Genomic DNA, 15,761 nt, shown 5'->3' on the forward strand with positions numbered 1-15,761 from the left:
CGGTGCCACTGCCGGGTCAACGCCAGGTCTCAATCCGGCCAGGCATCGATCAGCTCACGCGCCTCGCGGCTCGACAGCGGCCGCTTCATGCGCTGCGACAGCACGGCCATGGCCCGTGAACAGCCCTTGGCGATCACCGCCTCGACCTGGTCGTCCAGGCACTGCAGGGCGATGAAGTCGCCCTGTTCCGGCGAGCCGACGTACTCGATGCGGTTCCAGCCGCTGGCATGCCCGAGCACTTCGTAGGTGCGCCCGTGCTGGTAGGTCCAGAAGAACGGCACGTCGTCGTAGCGGCGCCGCTCGCCGAGCATGTTGGCGGCGGCGATCACGCCGTGTTGCTGGGCCAGGCGCCAATGCTCGATGCGCACCGGGCGGCCGGCCAGGGGGAAGGTGGCGACATCGCCGGCCGCCCACAGGCCGTCGGCGGCCTGCAGGTGCGCGTCCACCGTGAGCGAATGGTCTTCGGCCAGGGCCAGGCCCTGGACGAAACGGGTGGCCGGGGTGACGCCGGTGCCCAGCAGCACCAGCGCGGTTTCCAGGCGCTCGCCATTGGCCAGCAGCACGGCCTCGACGCGCTCGTGGCCGTCGAAGCCGATCACCTCGGTCGGCCCGTGGAACTGCACACCCTTGCGCTCATGCAGCTCGCGCAGGGTCTGGCCGATGCGCTCGCCCAACTGCCTGGCCAGCGGGATGGCGTGGCGTGTGACCACATGCACCTGCAGGCCGTACTTGAGCAGGGCGCTGGCGGCCTCCAGGCCGATGAAACCGTCGCCGACGATCACCACCGGCTGGCCCGGCTCGGCCAGGTCGAGCAACTGCGCGGCATCGGTGCGCGAGCGCAGTACGCAGATGCCGGGCAGTTGCACGCCGGGGAGCTGGGGGCGGTTGGGCTTGCCGCCGGTGGCCAGCAGGGCGGCGTCGTATTTCAACTGCTGGCCGTCGGCCAGGCTGATCATGCGCTTGCCGGCATCCAGCGCGCGTACCTTGCCGTGAATGCGCTGCAGCTGGCCTTGGCGCAGGTCGACTGGCGCGAGTAGTGAGGACACTTCGTCCACCGGCATTTGCCCGGCGATGACGAACTTGCTCAGGGCCGTGCGATCGTAAGCGTTCGGCTGTTCCTGGTCGATCCACAACAGGCGGCCGGCAAAGCCATGGTCGAGCAAGGTGGCGATGGCGGCGGCCCCGGCGGCGCCGGCGCCCACCACGACAAAGGTGCGCGCGTCGCTGTGGCGCGGCGCTTCAGCCTCGGGTAGTGGCTGCTCGTCCACCCATACCTGGCCGTCCCTGACCTGCACGGCATGCCGGCGCAGACCGGCCAGCGCCGGCGGCTCGCACACCGCGCCGTCGTCCACGGCGAAGGCGGCCTTGTGCCAGGGGCAGATCAGCAACCCACCACAGACCGCGCCTTGTTCCAGTGGCGCGCCCTCATGCGGGCAGTTGGCCTGGTAGGCACGCACCCGCTCGCCCTGGCGTACCAGGACGATTTCTTCGGTACCAACCTGAACGCGCAGGGGACGGAGTTGTTCAAGCTGGTCGAGGCTAGCCACGGCATGGAAGGTCATGGGGATCTCCTCACGGGTTGTGTTCATTTGACGCCTGCACTGGGTGCGGGCTGCGCTCAGCCGACGATTGGACGGTAATCACAATATTTCACAAAAACTTCAAATGAGACTAAATTGACTCAAATCGAATGTGTAAGTACCATTCGCGCCAATTCTAGTTAACGGCTCGGGTGAGTTAATGAGCAATTTGCGTGCAATAGGGATGGTCAGCTGGCTGGCAGTGGCGGTAGCACTGGCCGGCTGCGGAGCTGCTGAAGAACAGCAGGCCGCGACTGAAACGGCATTTCCGGTGGAGACCGTGACGCTGGCCAGCGAACAGCTGGCCCTGGCCTCGACCCTGCCGGGCCGGGTCGAACCGATGCGTGTGGCCGAGGTGCGTGCCCGGGTCGCCGGCATTGTCCTGCACAAACGTTTCGAGGAAGGCGCCGACGTCAAGGCTGGGGATGTGTTGTTCCAGATCGATCCGGCACCGTTCAAGGCTGCCCTGGCGCGTGTCGAGGCCGACCTTGCGCGGGCCCAGGCGGTGCAGCAGGAGGCCCAGGCACGGGTCAAGCGCTATGAGCCGCTGGTCAAGATCGAGGCGGTCAGCCAGCAGGACTTCGACAGCGCCAGCGCCGAGCTGCGCAGCGCCCAGGCGGCCGTGCGCTCGGCCCAGGCCGACGTGCAGACCGCGCGCCTTAACCTGGGCTATGCCACGGTCACCGCGCCGATCTCCGGCCGCATCGGCCGCGCCTTGGCCACCGAAGGCGCCCTGGTCGGGCAGGGGGAGGCCACCTTGATGGCGCGCATCCAGCAGCTCGATCCGATCTACGTCGACTTCACCCAGTCCGCCGCCGAAGCCCTGCGTCTGCGTCAGGCCCTCAAGGACGGCGCGCTCGGCGCTGGCGACGACAAGGCGCTGACCGCCCAGGTGGAAGGCACCGACTACCAGCGCCAGGGCGCGCTGATGTTCACCGACGTGGCGGTCGACCGTGGCACCGGCCAGGTCACCTTGCGCGGTCGCTTCGACAATGCCGACGGCATCCTGCTGCCGGGCATGTACGTGCGCGTGCGCACCCCGCAGGGTACCGACCAGCAGGCCATCCTGGTGCCGCAGCGCGCGGTGCAGCGCGGCAGCGATGGCGAGGCGCGGGTGCTGGTGGTCGGCACCGGCAACCTGGCCGAGGCGCGCAGCGTGCGCACCGGCGGGATGCATGGCTCGCGCTGGCAGATCACCGAGGGCCTGCGCGCCGGTGACCAGGTCATCGTCGGCGGCCCGGCCGGCCTTGCCCCGGGCATGCCGGTGCAGCCGGCCCAGGCGCAACAGGCCGCGGCACACTAAGGCGAGGGTAGCGAGATGTCCAAGTTCTTCATCAATCGGCCGAACTTCGCCTGGGTCGTGGCGCTGTTCATATCCCTGGCCGGTTTGCTGGTGATCCCGGCGTTGCCGGTGGCCCAGTATCCCAGCGTGGCGCCGCCACAGATTTCCATCAATGCCGTCTACCCGGGCGCGTCCGCCAAGGTGATGGTCGAGTCGGTGACCAGCATCATCGAGGAGTCGCTCAACGGCGCCAAGGGCCTGCTGTACTACGAGTCCACCAACAACTCCAACGGCGTGGCCGAGGTGATGGTGACGTTCCAGCCCGGCACCGACCCGGATATGGCCCAGGTCGATGTGCAGAACCGCCTGAAGAAGGCCGAGGCGCGCATGCCCCAGGCGGTACTGACCCAGGGTCTGAAGGTCGAGCAGGCCAGTTCCGGCTTCCTGCTGATGTACGCCCTGACCAGCGCCACCGGTGGCCGTGACGACGTCACCAGCCTGGCCGACTATGCCGCGCGCAACATCAACAACGAGCTGCTGCGCGTACCCGGCGTGGGCAAGTTGCAGTTCTTCGCCTCCGAGGCGGCGATGCGGGTCTGGGTCGATCCGCAGAAGCTGGTGGGCTACGGCCTGTCCATCGACGACATCGGCAACGCCATTCGTGGCCAGAACGTTCAGGTACCCGCCGGCAGTTTCGGCAGCACGCCCGGAGCCAGCGAGCAGGAACTGACCGCGACCTTGGCCGTGCAGGGCACCCTGGAAACCCCCGAGGCCTTCGCCGGCATCGTCCTGCGCGCCAACCCGGACGGCTCCAGCGTGCGCCTTGGCGATGTCGCGCGCCTGGCCATCGGCAGCGAGAACTACAATCTCTCGGCGCGCCTGGACGGCAAGCCCGCCGTGGTCGCCGCTGTGCAGCTGGCGCCGGGCGCCAACGCCATCGAAACCGCGACCCTGGTCAAGGAGCGCCTGGCCGAGCTGTCGCAGTTCTTCCCCGACGGCGTCGAATACTCGGTGCCCTACGACACCTCGCGCTTCGTCGACGTGGCCATCGAGAAGGTGATCCACACCCTGATCGAGGCCATGGTGCTGGTGTTCCTGGTGATGTTCCTGTTCCTGCAGAACGTGCGCTACACCCTGATCCCGTCGATCGTGGTGCCAGTGTGCCTGCTGGGAACGCTGATGGTCATGAAGCTGCTGGGTTTCTCGGTGAACATGATGACCATGTTCGGCATGGTGCTGGCCATCGGTATCCTGGTGGACGACGCCATCGTCGTGGTGGAGAACGTCGAGCGCTTGATGGCCGAGGAAGGGCTGTCGCCGGCGGAAGCCACCATCAAGGCGATGGGGCAGGTTTCCGGGGCGATCATTGGTATCACCATGGTGCTGGCGGCGGTGTTCCTGCCGTTGGCGTTCATGTCCGGTTCGGTCGGGGTGATTTACCAGCAGTTCTCCGTGTCGCTGGCGGTGTCGATCCTGTTCTCCGGCTTCCTGGCCCTGACCTTCACCCCGGCGCTGTGCGCCACGCTGCTCAAGCCTGTGGCCCATGGGCACCACGAGAGGGGCGGTTTCTTCGGTGCCTTCAACCGCAGCTTCGCCCGTGTGACCGAGCGCTATTCGCTGATGAACAGTGCACTGGTGGCCCGTGCCGGGCGCTGGATGCTCGCCTATGTCGGCATCCTGGTGGTGCTGGGTTATTCCTACCTGCGCGTCCCGGAGGCCTTCGTGCCCGCCGAGGACCTCGGCTACGGCATCGTCGACGTACAACTACCGCCTGGCGCCAGCCGGGTGCGCACTGACCATACCGCCGAAGCGCTCGAGCAGTTCCTGATGTCTCGCGAGGCAGTGGCCAACTCGATCGTGGTGACCGGTTTCAGTTTCTCGGGCCAGGGAGAGAATGCCGCGCTGGCTTTCCCGACCTACAAGGACTGGTCGCAACGTGGCAAGGGCCAATCGGCGGCAGACGAAATCGTCGCGACCAACGAGCGCTTCGCGGCCAACGGCGACGGTGCCATCACCGCGGTCATGCCGCCGCCGATCGACGGCCTGGGCAACTCCGGCGGTTTCGCCCTGCGCTTGATGGACCGGGGCGGCCTGGGGCGTGAAGCGCTGCTGGCGGCCCGTGACCAGTTGCTGGCTCGAGCCAACGGCAACCCGGTGTTCCTGTACGCGATGATGGAAGGCCTGGCAGAAGCACCACAGTTGCGCGTCCAGATCGACCGCGACAAGGCACGCGCCCTGGGGGTGAACTTCGAGTCGATCAACAGCACCCTGGCCACCGCCTTCGGTTCGGCGGTGATCAACGACTTCACTAATGCCGGGCGCCAGCAGCGTGTGGTGGTGCAGGCCGAGCAGGGCGAGCGCATGACCCCGGAAAGCGTGCTGCGCCTGTACGCACCTAACGCCCGCGGCGAGCAAGTGCCGTTCAGTGCCTTCGCCACCACCCAGTGGGAGGAAGGGCCGGTGCAACTGGTGCGCTACAACGGCTACCCGTCGATCCGTATCGCCGGCGACGCCGCACCCGGCTACAGCACTGGCCAGGCGATGGCAGAGATGGAGCGCCTGGTCGGCGAGCTGCAACCCGGCATCGGCTATGCCTGGACCGGCCTGTCCTACCAGGAGAAGGTCTCCAGTGGCCAGGCCGCCGGCCTGTTCGCCCTGGCCATCCTGGTGGTGTTCCTGCTGCTGGTGGCGCTGTACGAGAGCTGGGCGATCCCGCTGACGGTGATGCTGATCGTGCCGATCGGCGCCTTGGGCGCGGTCTGGGCGGTACTGCTCACCGGCATGCCCAACGATGTGTACTTCAAGGTCGGCCTGATCACCATCATCGGCCTTGCGGCGAAGAACGCCATCCTGATCGTCGAGTTCGCCAAGGAGCTGTGGGAGAAGGGTTACAGCTTGAGCGACGCCGCCATTGAAGCCGCGCGCCTGCGTTTCCGCCCGATCGTGATGACCTCCATGGCCTTCATCCTCGGCGTGGTGCCCCTGGCCATCGCCACTGGCGCCGGCGCGGCCAGCCAGCGTGCCATCGGTACCGGGGTGATTGGCGGCATGCTCAGCGCCACCTTGCTGGGCGTGGTGTTCGTGCCGATCTGTTTCGTCTGGGTGCTCAAGCTGCTCAAGCGCAAGCCGGCCCCTGTGCAACATGCTGTCGAGGTGACGAAGTGATAGTCATGGGTAAATGTGCACTCCCGTTCGCGCTGGCCGTTACCCTGGTCGGCTGCTCCCTGGCACCGACCTACCAGCGCCCGGAGGCGCCGGTGGCGGCTGCCTGGGGCGATGCCGCCGGCCATCATGGCAAGTCGGTGGAGCAGCTGGACTGGCAGGCGTTCATCGTCGATCCGGCCTTGCGTCAACTGGTCACCACGGCACTGGACAACAACCGCTCCCTGCGTCAGACCCTGCTCGACATCGAGCAGGCCCGAGCGCAATACCGTATCCAGCGGGCCGATCGGGTACCAGGCCTGAACGCCGGTGCCTCCGGTAACCGCCAGCACCTGCCGGCGGACCTGTCGAACAACGGCAGGGAAGGGGTCAGCAGCAGTTACCAGGTGGGGCTGTCGCTGCCAGAGTACGAAGTGGACCTGTTCGGTCGGGTCAAGAGCCTGAGCGATGCGGCGCTGGAGCAGTACCTGGCCACCGAGGAAGTCGGCCGTGCCGCGCGCATCGCGCTGATCGCTGATGTCACCCAGGCCTACCTGACCCTGGACGGTGCCGAACGGCGCCTGACGCTGACTCGCCAGACCCTGGCCAGCCGCGAGGACTCGCTGGCCCTGGTCGGCCAGCGGCGCGCCGCTGGCACGGCCACGGCGCTGGACCACCAGGAGGCGCTGGGGCTGGTCGAGCAGTCACGGGCCGAGCTCGAAGGTATCGTGCGCGAGCAGCGCCAGGCCTACAACGCCCTGGCGCTGCTGCTGGGCAGCGCCGAGGCGGCCAAGGCGATTCCCGCCGAGCGGATGCAGGCGCCGATGGTCCTGCAGGACATCGCCCCAGGCGCGCCGTCGGCGCTGATCGAGCGCCGCCCGGACATCCTGGCCGCCGAGCACCGGCTGCGGGCGCGCAATGCCGATATCGGCGCGGCGCGGGCGGCGTTCTTCCCGCGGATCAGCCTGACCGGCAGTTTCGGCACTTCCAGCGCGCAGATGTCCGGGTTGTTCGACGGCGGCTCGCGTAGCTGGACGTTCATGCCGCAACTGTCGCTGCCGCTGTTCGACGCCGGGCGCAACAAGGCCGGCCTGAGCCTGGCCGAGGCGCGCAAGGATTCGGCGGTGGCCGCTTACGAAGGCACGATCCAGAGCGCCTTCCGCGAAGTGGCCGACGCCCTGGCCGCCACCGATACCTTGCGCCGCGAGGAAGCCGCGCGGCGCGCCCTGGCCGACACCAGCCGGGCGACCGTGGCGCTGGCCAAGGCGCGCTATGAGGGCGGGGTGGACAACCACCTGCGCTACCTGGACGCGCAGCGCAACGGCTATGTCAACGAAGCGGCGTTCATCCAGGCCAGCACCCAGCGCCAGCTGGCACTGGTCGATCTGTTCCGTGCCTTGGGCGGTGGCTGGCCGGCCCAAGGTTGAAATGCCTCCTTTGGTTGGGAAGTCCAACCGCTTGGCCCCAGGTGTCCCTGCCTTGGGGCCTTTTTTTTTGCCCGCGATAGGGCCGAGCAGGCGAGCGTTAATCGCGCAACAGATCCGGACTGTTGAAGTTGCTCAACCGCGCATCGTCCCCGGCACACCCCAACCCCTGCACATTCGCCTGCAGCAAGGCCTTCTGCAAACTCCGCTCACCCGCCTGCCAGGCGTGCTCCAGCAATGGCAATACGCGCCGGGGCAACACACTGAACATCGGCTGCCAATACCCACCCTGGCGCACCATGGCCGCGCTGTCATGCGCCTCGGCCAGGCGCAGCAGGTCCTCGACCAGCGCCCGGTCGATGCGCGGCGCATCGCAGGCCAGCACTACCACCCATTCGTGCCGGGCTGCCCTGAGCCCGCTGATCACGCCGGCCAGCGGACCGGGAAAGTCCGCTTCGGCGTCGGTGACGAGCTGGTCGGCGTAGATTGCGTAGGCCGCCTGGTTGCGGTTGCAGGAGATCACCAGGTCATCGCTCAACGCCCGCACAGCGCGCTGCACATGCGCCACCAACGGCTCGCCGCGCCAGGGCACCAGCCCCTTGTCGCGCCCGCCCATGCGCTGGCCACGGCCGCCGGCGAGGATAAGGATGGAGCAGGGGGGAAGAACGTCGGGCATGAAAAAGGGTTCCGGGCAGTCAATGCCGGGAACCCTCCCATTTACCGCAGGGCTTGTCCAGTCAGGCCTGGTGGCTGGCCACCTGCGCCGCCTTGGTCTTGCCGCGCCTGGCCAGGCGCATCACCACGACGAAGAACACCGGCACGAACACCACGGCGAAGGTGGCGCTGAGCATGCCGCCGATCACCCCGGTGCCGATGGCTTGCTGGCTGGCCGAGCTGGCGCCGCTGGCGATGGCCAGTGGCACCACGCCAAGGATGAACGCCAGCGACGTCATCACGATCGGGCGCAGGCGCAGGCGCGCGGCCTGGATCGCTGCGTCCGCCGCATCGACGCCCTGGTCCACCAGGTCCTTGGCGAACTCGATGATCAGGATGGCATTCTTCGCCGACAGGCCGATCAGGGTGATCAGGCCGACCTTGAAGAACACGTCGTTGGGCAGGCCGCGCAGGGTCACCGCGAGCACCGCGCCGAGCACCCCCAGCGGTACCACCAGCAGCACCGCGGTGGGGATCGACCAGCTTTCGTACAGCGCGGCCAGGCACAGGAACACCACCAGCAGCGACAGCGCCATCAGCAGTGGCGCCTGACTGCCGGACAGGCGTTCCTGCAGCGACAGGCCGGTCCACTCCAGGCCGGCACCTGCCGGCAGTTGCGCCACCAGGCGCTCTATCTCGGCCATGGCTTCGCCCGAACTGTAGCCGGCCGCCGGCTCGCCGGAAATCGACACCGCCGGGTAGCCGTTGTAGCGGGTCAGCTGCACCGGGCCGGACTGCCAGCGGGCGCTGACGAAGGCGCCCAGGGGCACCATCTTGCCGCTGCTGTTGCGCACGTGGATCTTCAGCAGGTCCTCGACCTGGCTGCGCCGGTCGCCTTCGGCCTGCACCACCACCCGCTGCATGCGGCCCTGGTTGGGGAAGTCGTTGACGTAGTTCGACCCCACCGCGGTGTCGAGCACCGCGCCGATATCGGCAAACGACACGCCCAGGGCGTTGGCCTGGCGGCGGTCCACTTCCAGCTCGACCTGAGGGCTCTCCGCCAGAGATGCTTCGCGCACGTTGACCAGCACCTTGCTCTTGCGCGCGGCGTCCAGCAGTTGGTCGCGAGCTTCCATCAGCCCGGTGTGGCCCATGCCGCCGCGGTCCTGCAGGCGGAACTCGAAACCGGTCGACTCGCCCAGGCCGTCCACCGGCGGCGGCAACACCGCATAGGCGATGGCGTCCTTGAGCTGGGTGAAGGCCATGGTGGCGCGCTCGGCGATCGACTGCGCGCTGTCGTCGCCACCGCGTTCGGACCAGTCCTTGAGCGTGGTGAAGGCCAGCGCCGCGTTCTGCCCGCTGCCGGAGAAGCTGAAACCGAGGATCAGCGTGGTGTTGGCCACGCCGGGCTCTTCGGCGTTGTGCGCCTCGATCTGCTGCCCGACCTCGATGGTCCGTGCCTGGCTGGCGCCCGGCGGCAGCTGGATGTCGGTGATGGTGTAGCCCTGGTCCTCGGTAGGCAGGAAGGCGGTGGGCAGCTGGCTGAAGCCGTACACCAGCACGCCGACCAGCGCGGCATACACCAGCAGATAGCGACCGCTGCGGGCCAGGGCGTGGGTCACCCAGCGCTGGTAGCCATTGCTCATGCCTTCGAAGCGGCGGTTGAACCAGCCGAAGAAACCCTTGCGCTCATGATGCTCGCCTTTCTCCAGCGGTTTGAGCAGGGTGGCGCACAGGGCCGGGGTCAGGCTCAGGGCGAGGAACGCCGAGAACAGGATCGACACCGCCATCGACACCGAGAACTGCTGGTAGATCACCCCCACCGAACCTTGCATGAAGGCCATCGGCAGGAATACCGCTACCAGTACCAGGGTGATGCCGACGATGGCGCCGCTGATCTGGCCCATGGCCTTGCGCGTGGCTTCCTTGGGCGGCAGGCCTTCCTCGGCCATGATCCGCTCGACGTTTTCCACCACGACGATGGCGTCGTCCACCAGGATACCGATGGCCAGCACCATGCCGAACAGGGTCAGTACGTTGACCGAGAAACCCAGCACGTTCATCACCGCGAAGGTGCCCATCAGCGCCACCGGCACCACCAGGGTCGGAATCAGCGTGTAACGGAAGTTCTGCAGGAACAGGAACATCACCGCGAACACCAGCACCATGGCCTCGAGCAGGGTGTTGATCACCTGCTTGATCGAGACCTTGACGAAGGGCGAGGTGTCGTAGGGGATGTCGTACTTCACCCCGGCCGGGAAGTAGCGCGCCAGCTCGTCGAGCTTCTGCTTGACCAGGGTCGCGGTTTCCATGGCGTTGGCGCCGGGCGACAACTTGACGCTGAAGGCGCTGGTGGCCTTGCCGTTGAGGCGGGTGCCGTACTGGTATTCCTGGGCCCCGATCTCGACCCGCGCCACGTCACCGACAGTGACCGTGGAACCGTCGGTGTTGGCGCGCAGGACGATGGCGGCGAACTCCTCTGGGGTGCTCAGCTGGCCCTTGACCACCACGTTGGCGGTAATCTCCTGGGTCGGTCGGCTCGGCAGGTCGCCAATGCTGCCGGGGGCGACCTGGGCGTTCTGCGCGGCGATGGCCTCGGCCACGTCATTGGGCGTGAGGTTGAAGCCAACCAGCTTGGCCGGGTCGATCCAGATGCGCATGGCCCGTTCGGAGCCATACAGCTGCGCCTTGCCGACACCCTTGAGGCGACGGATCTCGTTCATCACGTTGCGCGCGAGGATGTCCGACAGGGCGATCTCGTCGAGGCTGCCGTCCTCGGAGGTGAGGGTGGCCAGCAACAGGAAACCGGTGGACACCTTCTCGACCTGCAGGCCTTGCTGGGTGACCGGGCGCGGCAGGCGCGACTCGATTACCTTGAGGCGGTTCTGCACGTCCACCTGGGCCATGTCCGGGTTGGTGCCAGGCTGGAAGCTGGCGGTGATGGTGGCGCTGCCCAGGCTGCTCTGCGATTCGAAATAGAGCAGGTTGTCGGCACCGTTGAGCTCCTGCTCGATGATGCTGACCACGCTCTCGTCCATGGTCGCCGCCGAGGCGCCGGGGTAGACGGCGTAGATTTCCACCTGCGGCGGGGCCACGTCGGGATACTGGGCCACCGGCAACTGTGGGATGGCCAGGGCGCCGACCAAGAGGATGAACAGGGCGACCACCCAGGCGAACACCGGGCGGTCGATGAAGAACTGCGGCATGGATCAGGCCCTCATTGGCCGTTGTGTTGGGCGACTGCGGTGGCGCCTGGTTGTTCGTCGACTTGCACCTGGTCGCCGGCCTTGACGTGTTGCAGGCCCTCGACCACCACGCGGTCACCTGGGGCCAGCCCCTCGCTGACGATCCAGCGGTCACCCTGGGCGCTGCCCAGGGTCACCTGGCGTTCGCTGATGCGGTCCTGCTGGTCGACCAGCAGCACCTTGGGCACACCGGCGCTGTCGCGCAGGATGGCGCGTTGCGGCACGCTGATGCCTTGAGGCTGCACGGCCTGGTCCAGGCGCACGCGCACATAGCTGCCGGGCAGCAGGTCGAGGTCCGGGTTGGGGAACTCGCTGCGCAGGGTGATCTGGTTGGTGCTCGGGTCGACGCTGATATCGGAGAACAGCAGCTTGCCGGCCAGCGGGTAGGCGCTGCCATCGTCCTGGATCAGCGTGGCCTTGACCTGGTCGCGGCCCACCTGCTGCAGCTCGCCGGCACGCAGCGAGCGGCGCAGGGCGTTGAGTTCGCGGGTCGACTGGGTGACGTCGGCGTGGATCGGGTTCAACTGCTGGATGGTGGCCAGCGGCGTGGTCTCGCTCTGGCCGACCAGCGCGCCCTCGGTCACCAGGGCGCGGCCGATGCGCCCGGAGATCGGTGCGGTGACGGTGGCGTAGCCCAGGTTCAGGCGCGCGCGTTCCAGCGCCGCCTTGGCTTCGCCGACCGCGGCGTCGGCCTGGAGGAAGGCGGCGCGGGCGTTGTCGTACTCCTGGCGGCTGACGGCCTTGTCGTCGACCAGTTCGCGGTAGCGTTGCTCCTGCAGGCGCGCCTGGTACAGCGTCGCCTCGGCCTTGGCCAGGGTGGCGCGGGCGCTGTCGAAGTCGGCCTTGAACGGCGCCGGATCGATCAGGAACAGCACATCGCCCTGTTTGACGTCGCTGCCTTCGCGGTACACCCGCTTGAGCACCACCCCGGCCACCCGGGCGCGCACCTCGGCGGTGCGAGGGGCAAGGATGCGGCCGCTGAGTTCGGTGCTGATGGCCAGCGGCTGCACGGCAAGGGTTTCGACCCGGACCTGGGAGGGCGGGGCCTTTTCTTCCTGCTCGGCGGCGTCGTTGCAAGCGGCCAGGGAAAGGGTCATCAGCGCCAGCAGCGCCAGAGGGCGCAGGCGCAAAGCACGGAGCGTGGACATACGGATCTTCCAGGTTTGATCCAGCGTATGCTAAAGCAGCCGTTCGGGTGGCGGCTGTTAAGCTGTGTTGGGCGTGTGTGAAAAAGTGTGAACAATCGGCGGTGGCCCGCCCGGGATTCTATATCCTGCCTTACTTCAATCTTTCGTCAAATCCCCTTATGCCGAACATTCTCCTGGTCGAAGACGACAGCGCGTTGTCCGAACTGATCGCCAGCTACCTGCAACGCAACGATTTCCATGTCCGGGTGATTGCCCGCGGCGACCATGTTCTGGACGAATTCCGCCGGCAGAAGCCGGACCTGGTGATACTCGACCTGATGCTGCCGGGCCTGGACGGCCTGCAGGTATGCCGCCTGCTGCGCCAGGAGACGCAGAGCCTGCCGATCCTCATGTTGACCGCCCGCGACGACAGCCACGACCAGGTGCTGGGGCTGGAGATGGGCGCCGACGACTACGTCACCAAGCCGTGCGAGCCCCGCGTGTTGCTGGCCAGGGTGCGCACGTTGCTGCGCCGCAGCAGCGTCAACGAGCCGCGCCTGGACTGCGACCTGATCCAGATCGGCGGCCTGTGCATCGACCTGGCCGAGCGCACGGTCAACTGGCGCGGCGAAGAAGTGGAGCTGTCGAGCGGCGAATACAACCTGCTGGTGGTGCTGGCGCGCAACGCCGGCGAGGTGATGAGCCGTGACCGCATCCTCCAGCAATTGCGCGGTATCGAGTTCAACGGCACCGACCGCTCGGTGGACGTGGCCATCTCCAAGCTGCGCCGACGTTTCGACGACAGCGCCGGCGAGGCGCGCAAGATCAAGACCGTATGGGGCAAGGGCTACCTGTTCAGCCGCGTCGAGTGGGAGTACTGATACGCCATGCTGAAGATCCTGGTGCGGTTGTACCTGGTGATCATCGTCGCCTATGCCGGGGCGATCGCGCTGATTCCCGACACCATCGTCGGCTTGTTTCACGATCGCTTCATGGCCTACAACCTCGACCAGGCCAAGGGCGTGCAGACCCTGATCGTGCGTCAGTTCCAGCAGACGCCGCGGGAGCAGTGGCCGACGGTGGAAAAGGAACTGGCCGCGGCGTTCAAGCCGTTGGAGGTGCGCTTGCTGCGCATGGACGACGCCGAGCTGAGCAGCGAGGAAAAGGCCCGGCTCGAGCATGGCCTGTATGTGGTGCGCATGGCCGACTGGGGCTACTACGAAACGGCGCTGGCGCCGCTGGACCAGGACTGGCTGGTGCGCCTGCACTCGCCGGACGACCCGTTGGACATCAACGTGCTGTCCTGGGGCGTGACCGTGCTGATCGGCGCGGCCATGCTCGGCTGCCTGCTGCTGTGGGTATGGCCGCACTGGCGCGACCTCGAGCGCCTGAAGGACACTGCCCGGCGCCTCGGGCGCGGCGAGATGTCCGAGCGTACGCATATCTCGCCGCGCTCGAACATCGGCGAGCTGGCCGGGGTGTTCGACACCATGGCCAGCGACCTGGAGCGCCACGTCAACCAGCAGCGCGAACTGCTCAACGCGGTGTCCCACGAGCTGCGCACACCGCTGACCCGCCTGGACTTCGGGCTGGTACTGCTGTTCGACGAGGTACCGCCTGCCAGCCGCAAACGCCTGCTGGGGCTGGTGGGCCATGTGCGCGAGCTGGACGAGTTGGTGCTTGAGCTACTGTCCTACAGCCGCCTGGAAAGCGCCGACCAGGCCCGCGAGCGGGTCGAGGTGTCGTTGCTCGAGCTGGTGGACAGCGTGCTCGGTGGTTTCGCCGAAGAACTCGACGATCGCGGCATCCAGTGGGAGGTGCAATGCGACGCCGACCTGCCACGCTTCGTCCTCGATCCGCGACTGACTGCCCGCGCGGTACAGAACCTGGTGCGCAACGCCATGCGCTACTGCGACGAAAGCCTGCTGCTGCGCCTGCGCCTGGAAGAGGATGGCGCCTGCCTGGTGACGGTCGAGGACGACGGCATCGGCATTCCGGTCGAGGAGCGTGAGCGGATCTTCCAGCCGTTCTACCGGCTGGATCGCAGCCGTGATCGCAATACGGGTGGTTTCGGCTTGGGCTTGGCGATCAGCCGGCGGGCCATCGAAGGGCAGGGCGGTACGCTCACAGTGGCGCAATCTGCGTTGGGTGGGGCGCAGTTCAGGATTCGCTTGCCAGCCGGTTAGTCCACCGGACGAAGCGGTCCTTGCCCGTGTGCTTGGCTTCGTACAGTGCCTGGTCCGCCCGGATCAGCGCCGTGCTCAGGGTATCGCCGCTATCGATCCGGGCCAGGCCGATGCTGATGGTCACCGGGTGTGCCCCGAGGTCCTCGCGCACCCGCTGGCACAACCTCGCAACTTGCTGCTCGGCGCCTGTTTCATCCAGCCCCTGGAAGAAGATCGCGAATTCCTCACCGCCCAGCCGGGCGATCTCGTAGCCGATCATCGCCGCCTTTATGTGCGCCGCCACGCGCTTGAGCACCTCGTCGCCGATGTCATGGCCGAAGCGGTCGTTGACCTGCTTGAAATTGTCGATGTCGATCATCGCCAGGTACTGTTCGCCGGCCTGTCGCAGCTGCTTTTCGGCCTTGGCCATGAACGAGCGACGGTTGGGGATGTCGGTCAACGCGTCGATATAGGCCTGCTCCAGCAGTACCTTGGTCAGGTAGAAGTTGTGCAGCTTGGCCTGGCGGATACGCAGGTAGCTGTAGATCACCAGCCCGCTGAGGCACACCGCGTAGCTGACCAGCATCGCGCCTTCGAGCTCCAGGGCTTCGATACGGGTGTGGAAGAAGGGGTTGAGCATGACCCAGGTGATGCCCATGGCGCAGAAGAATGACCAGCGTCGCACCGGCAGCACCGACACGGTGTACAGCACGGTGGAGACCCCAAGTACCAGCCATACCGGTCGCAGGGCGATGGGGATGCCCTCGATCACCAGGCGCATGGCCAGGGTGATCACCGTCACGAACAGCAGGTTGAGCACGTCGAAATGCTGGCTCCTGCGGGTGAAAGCCAAGACCACGGTGAGGCTGCACAGCAAGGCGATGAACACCCCGGACAGCCAGGTGAAGCCCTGGCCGCCGAGGTAGCTGACGATCAGGTCGAAGACCAACCAGATGGCAATGCCGATGCAGAAGATCAGCAGGCAGAAACGGCGCATGGCCTCGAATTCGTGCTGGCGGAACTCGGCACGCAGGGCGGCGGGGGCGACCTGTTGGCGGATGTGGGCTTCGAGGGTCTTGTACATGCTGGAGGATGCCCTCGGCTATTGTGCTGTTCTTGCCGGCCTCGCGAAGAGATCCGTTC

Annotated in this window: 10 protein-coding genes; 5 read left to right on the forward strand and 5 right to left on the reverse strand. The window is 66.9% G+C overall.

Translation table 11 applies throughout. The features are described 5' to 3' along the window. Nucleotides 1-29: 29 nt before the first annotated feature. On the reverse strand, nucleotides 30-1,562 hold the full coding sequence (locus BMY03_RS14255; RefSeq protein WP_094011422.1) for an FAD-dependent oxidoreductase: 1,533 nt from the start codon (nucleotides 1,560-1,562) through the stop codon (nucleotides 30-32). A 178-nt stretch (nucleotides 1,563-1,740) separates the two neighbouring features. On the opposite strand from BMY03_RS14255, the gene BMY03_RS14260 reads away from it, so the two are divergent. From BMY03_RS14260 to BMY03_RS14270, 3 genes are read left to right on the forward strand one after another with little or no spacing between them, the layout of a single operon-like run. Beyond that, nucleotides 1,741-2,883 carry a MexC family multidrug efflux RND transporter periplasmic adaptor subunit gene (locus tag BMY03_RS14260; RefSeq protein ID WP_038706355.1) on the forward strand — a complete coding sequence of 381 codons (1,143 nt, stop codon included), beginning with the start codon at nucleotides 1,741-1,743 and terminating at the stop codon, nucleotides 2,881-2,883. Nucleotides 2,884-2,898: 15 nt separating this feature from the next. Beyond that, nucleotides 2,899-6,027 carry an efflux RND transporter permease subunit gene (locus tag BMY03_RS14265; protein ID WP_094011423.1) on the forward strand — a complete coding sequence of 1,043 codons (3,129 nt, stop codon included), beginning with the start codon at nucleotides 2,899-2,901 and terminating at the stop codon, nucleotides 6,025-6,027. A 5-nt stretch (nucleotides 6,028-6,032) separates the two neighbouring features. Next, a complete protein-coding gene (locus BMY03_RS14270; RefSeq protein WP_094011424.1) occupies nucleotides 6,033-7,430 on the forward strand; it encodes an efflux transporter outer membrane subunit in 1,398 nt (465 codons plus the stop codon). 97 nt (nucleotides 7,431-7,527) lie between these two features. Here BMY03_RS14270 and mobA read toward each other — a convergent pair whose 3' ends face one another. The 3 genes from mobA to BMY03_RS14285 form a co-directional block, all read right to left on the reverse strand. Next, complete coding sequence (gene mobA / locus BMY03_RS14275) at nucleotides 7,528-8,103, reverse strand: molybdenum cofactor guanylyltransferase MobA (RefSeq protein ID WP_094011425.1); 576 nt, start codon at nucleotides 8,101-8,103, stop codon at nucleotides 7,528-7,530. Nucleotides 8,104-8,164: 61 nt separating this feature from the next. Continuing rightward, on the reverse strand, nucleotides 8,165-11,287 hold the full coding sequence (locus tag BMY03_RS14280) for an efflux RND transporter permease subunit (RefSeq protein WP_038706352.1): 3,123 nt from the start codon (nucleotides 11,285-11,287) through the stop codon (nucleotides 8,165-8,167). Between the two features lie 11 nt (nucleotides 11,288-11,298). After that, a complete protein-coding gene (locus BMY03_RS14285) occupies nucleotides 11,299-12,474 on the reverse strand; it encodes an efflux RND transporter periplasmic adaptor subunit (protein ID WP_038706351.1) in 1,176 nt (391 codons plus the stop codon). A 158-nt stretch (nucleotides 12,475-12,632) separates the two neighbouring features. On the opposite strand from BMY03_RS14285, the gene BMY03_RS14290 reads away from it, so the two are divergent. Beyond that, complete coding sequence (locus BMY03_RS14290; RefSeq protein ID WP_038706350.1) at nucleotides 12,633-13,334, forward strand: response regulator; 702 nt, start codon at nucleotides 12,633-12,635, stop codon at nucleotides 13,332-13,334. A gap of 6 nt (nucleotides 13,335-13,340) precedes the next feature. Then, a complete protein-coding gene (locus tag BMY03_RS14295) occupies nucleotides 13,341-14,639 on the forward strand; it encodes an ATP-binding protein (protein ID WP_038706349.1) in 1,299 nt (432 codons plus the stop codon). Here the strand turns inward: BMY03_RS14295 and BMY03_RS14300 are convergent. Next, nucleotides 14,614-15,702: a GGDEF domain-containing protein gene (locus BMY03_RS14300; protein WP_094011426.1), complete on the reverse strand. Its 1,089-nt coding sequence runs from the start codon at nucleotides 15,700-15,702 to the stop codon at nucleotides 14,614-14,616. The genes BMY03_RS14295 and BMY03_RS14300 overlap by 26 nt on opposite strands. Between the last annotated feature and the right edge of the window lie 59 nt (nucleotides 15,703-15,761).

This window comes from Pseudomonas soli (genome assembly GCF_900110655.1).
In the GTDB taxonomy this organism is placed as follows: domain Bacteria; phylum Pseudomonadota; class Gammaproteobacteria; order Pseudomonadales; family Pseudomonadaceae; genus Aquipseudomonas; species Aquipseudomonas soli.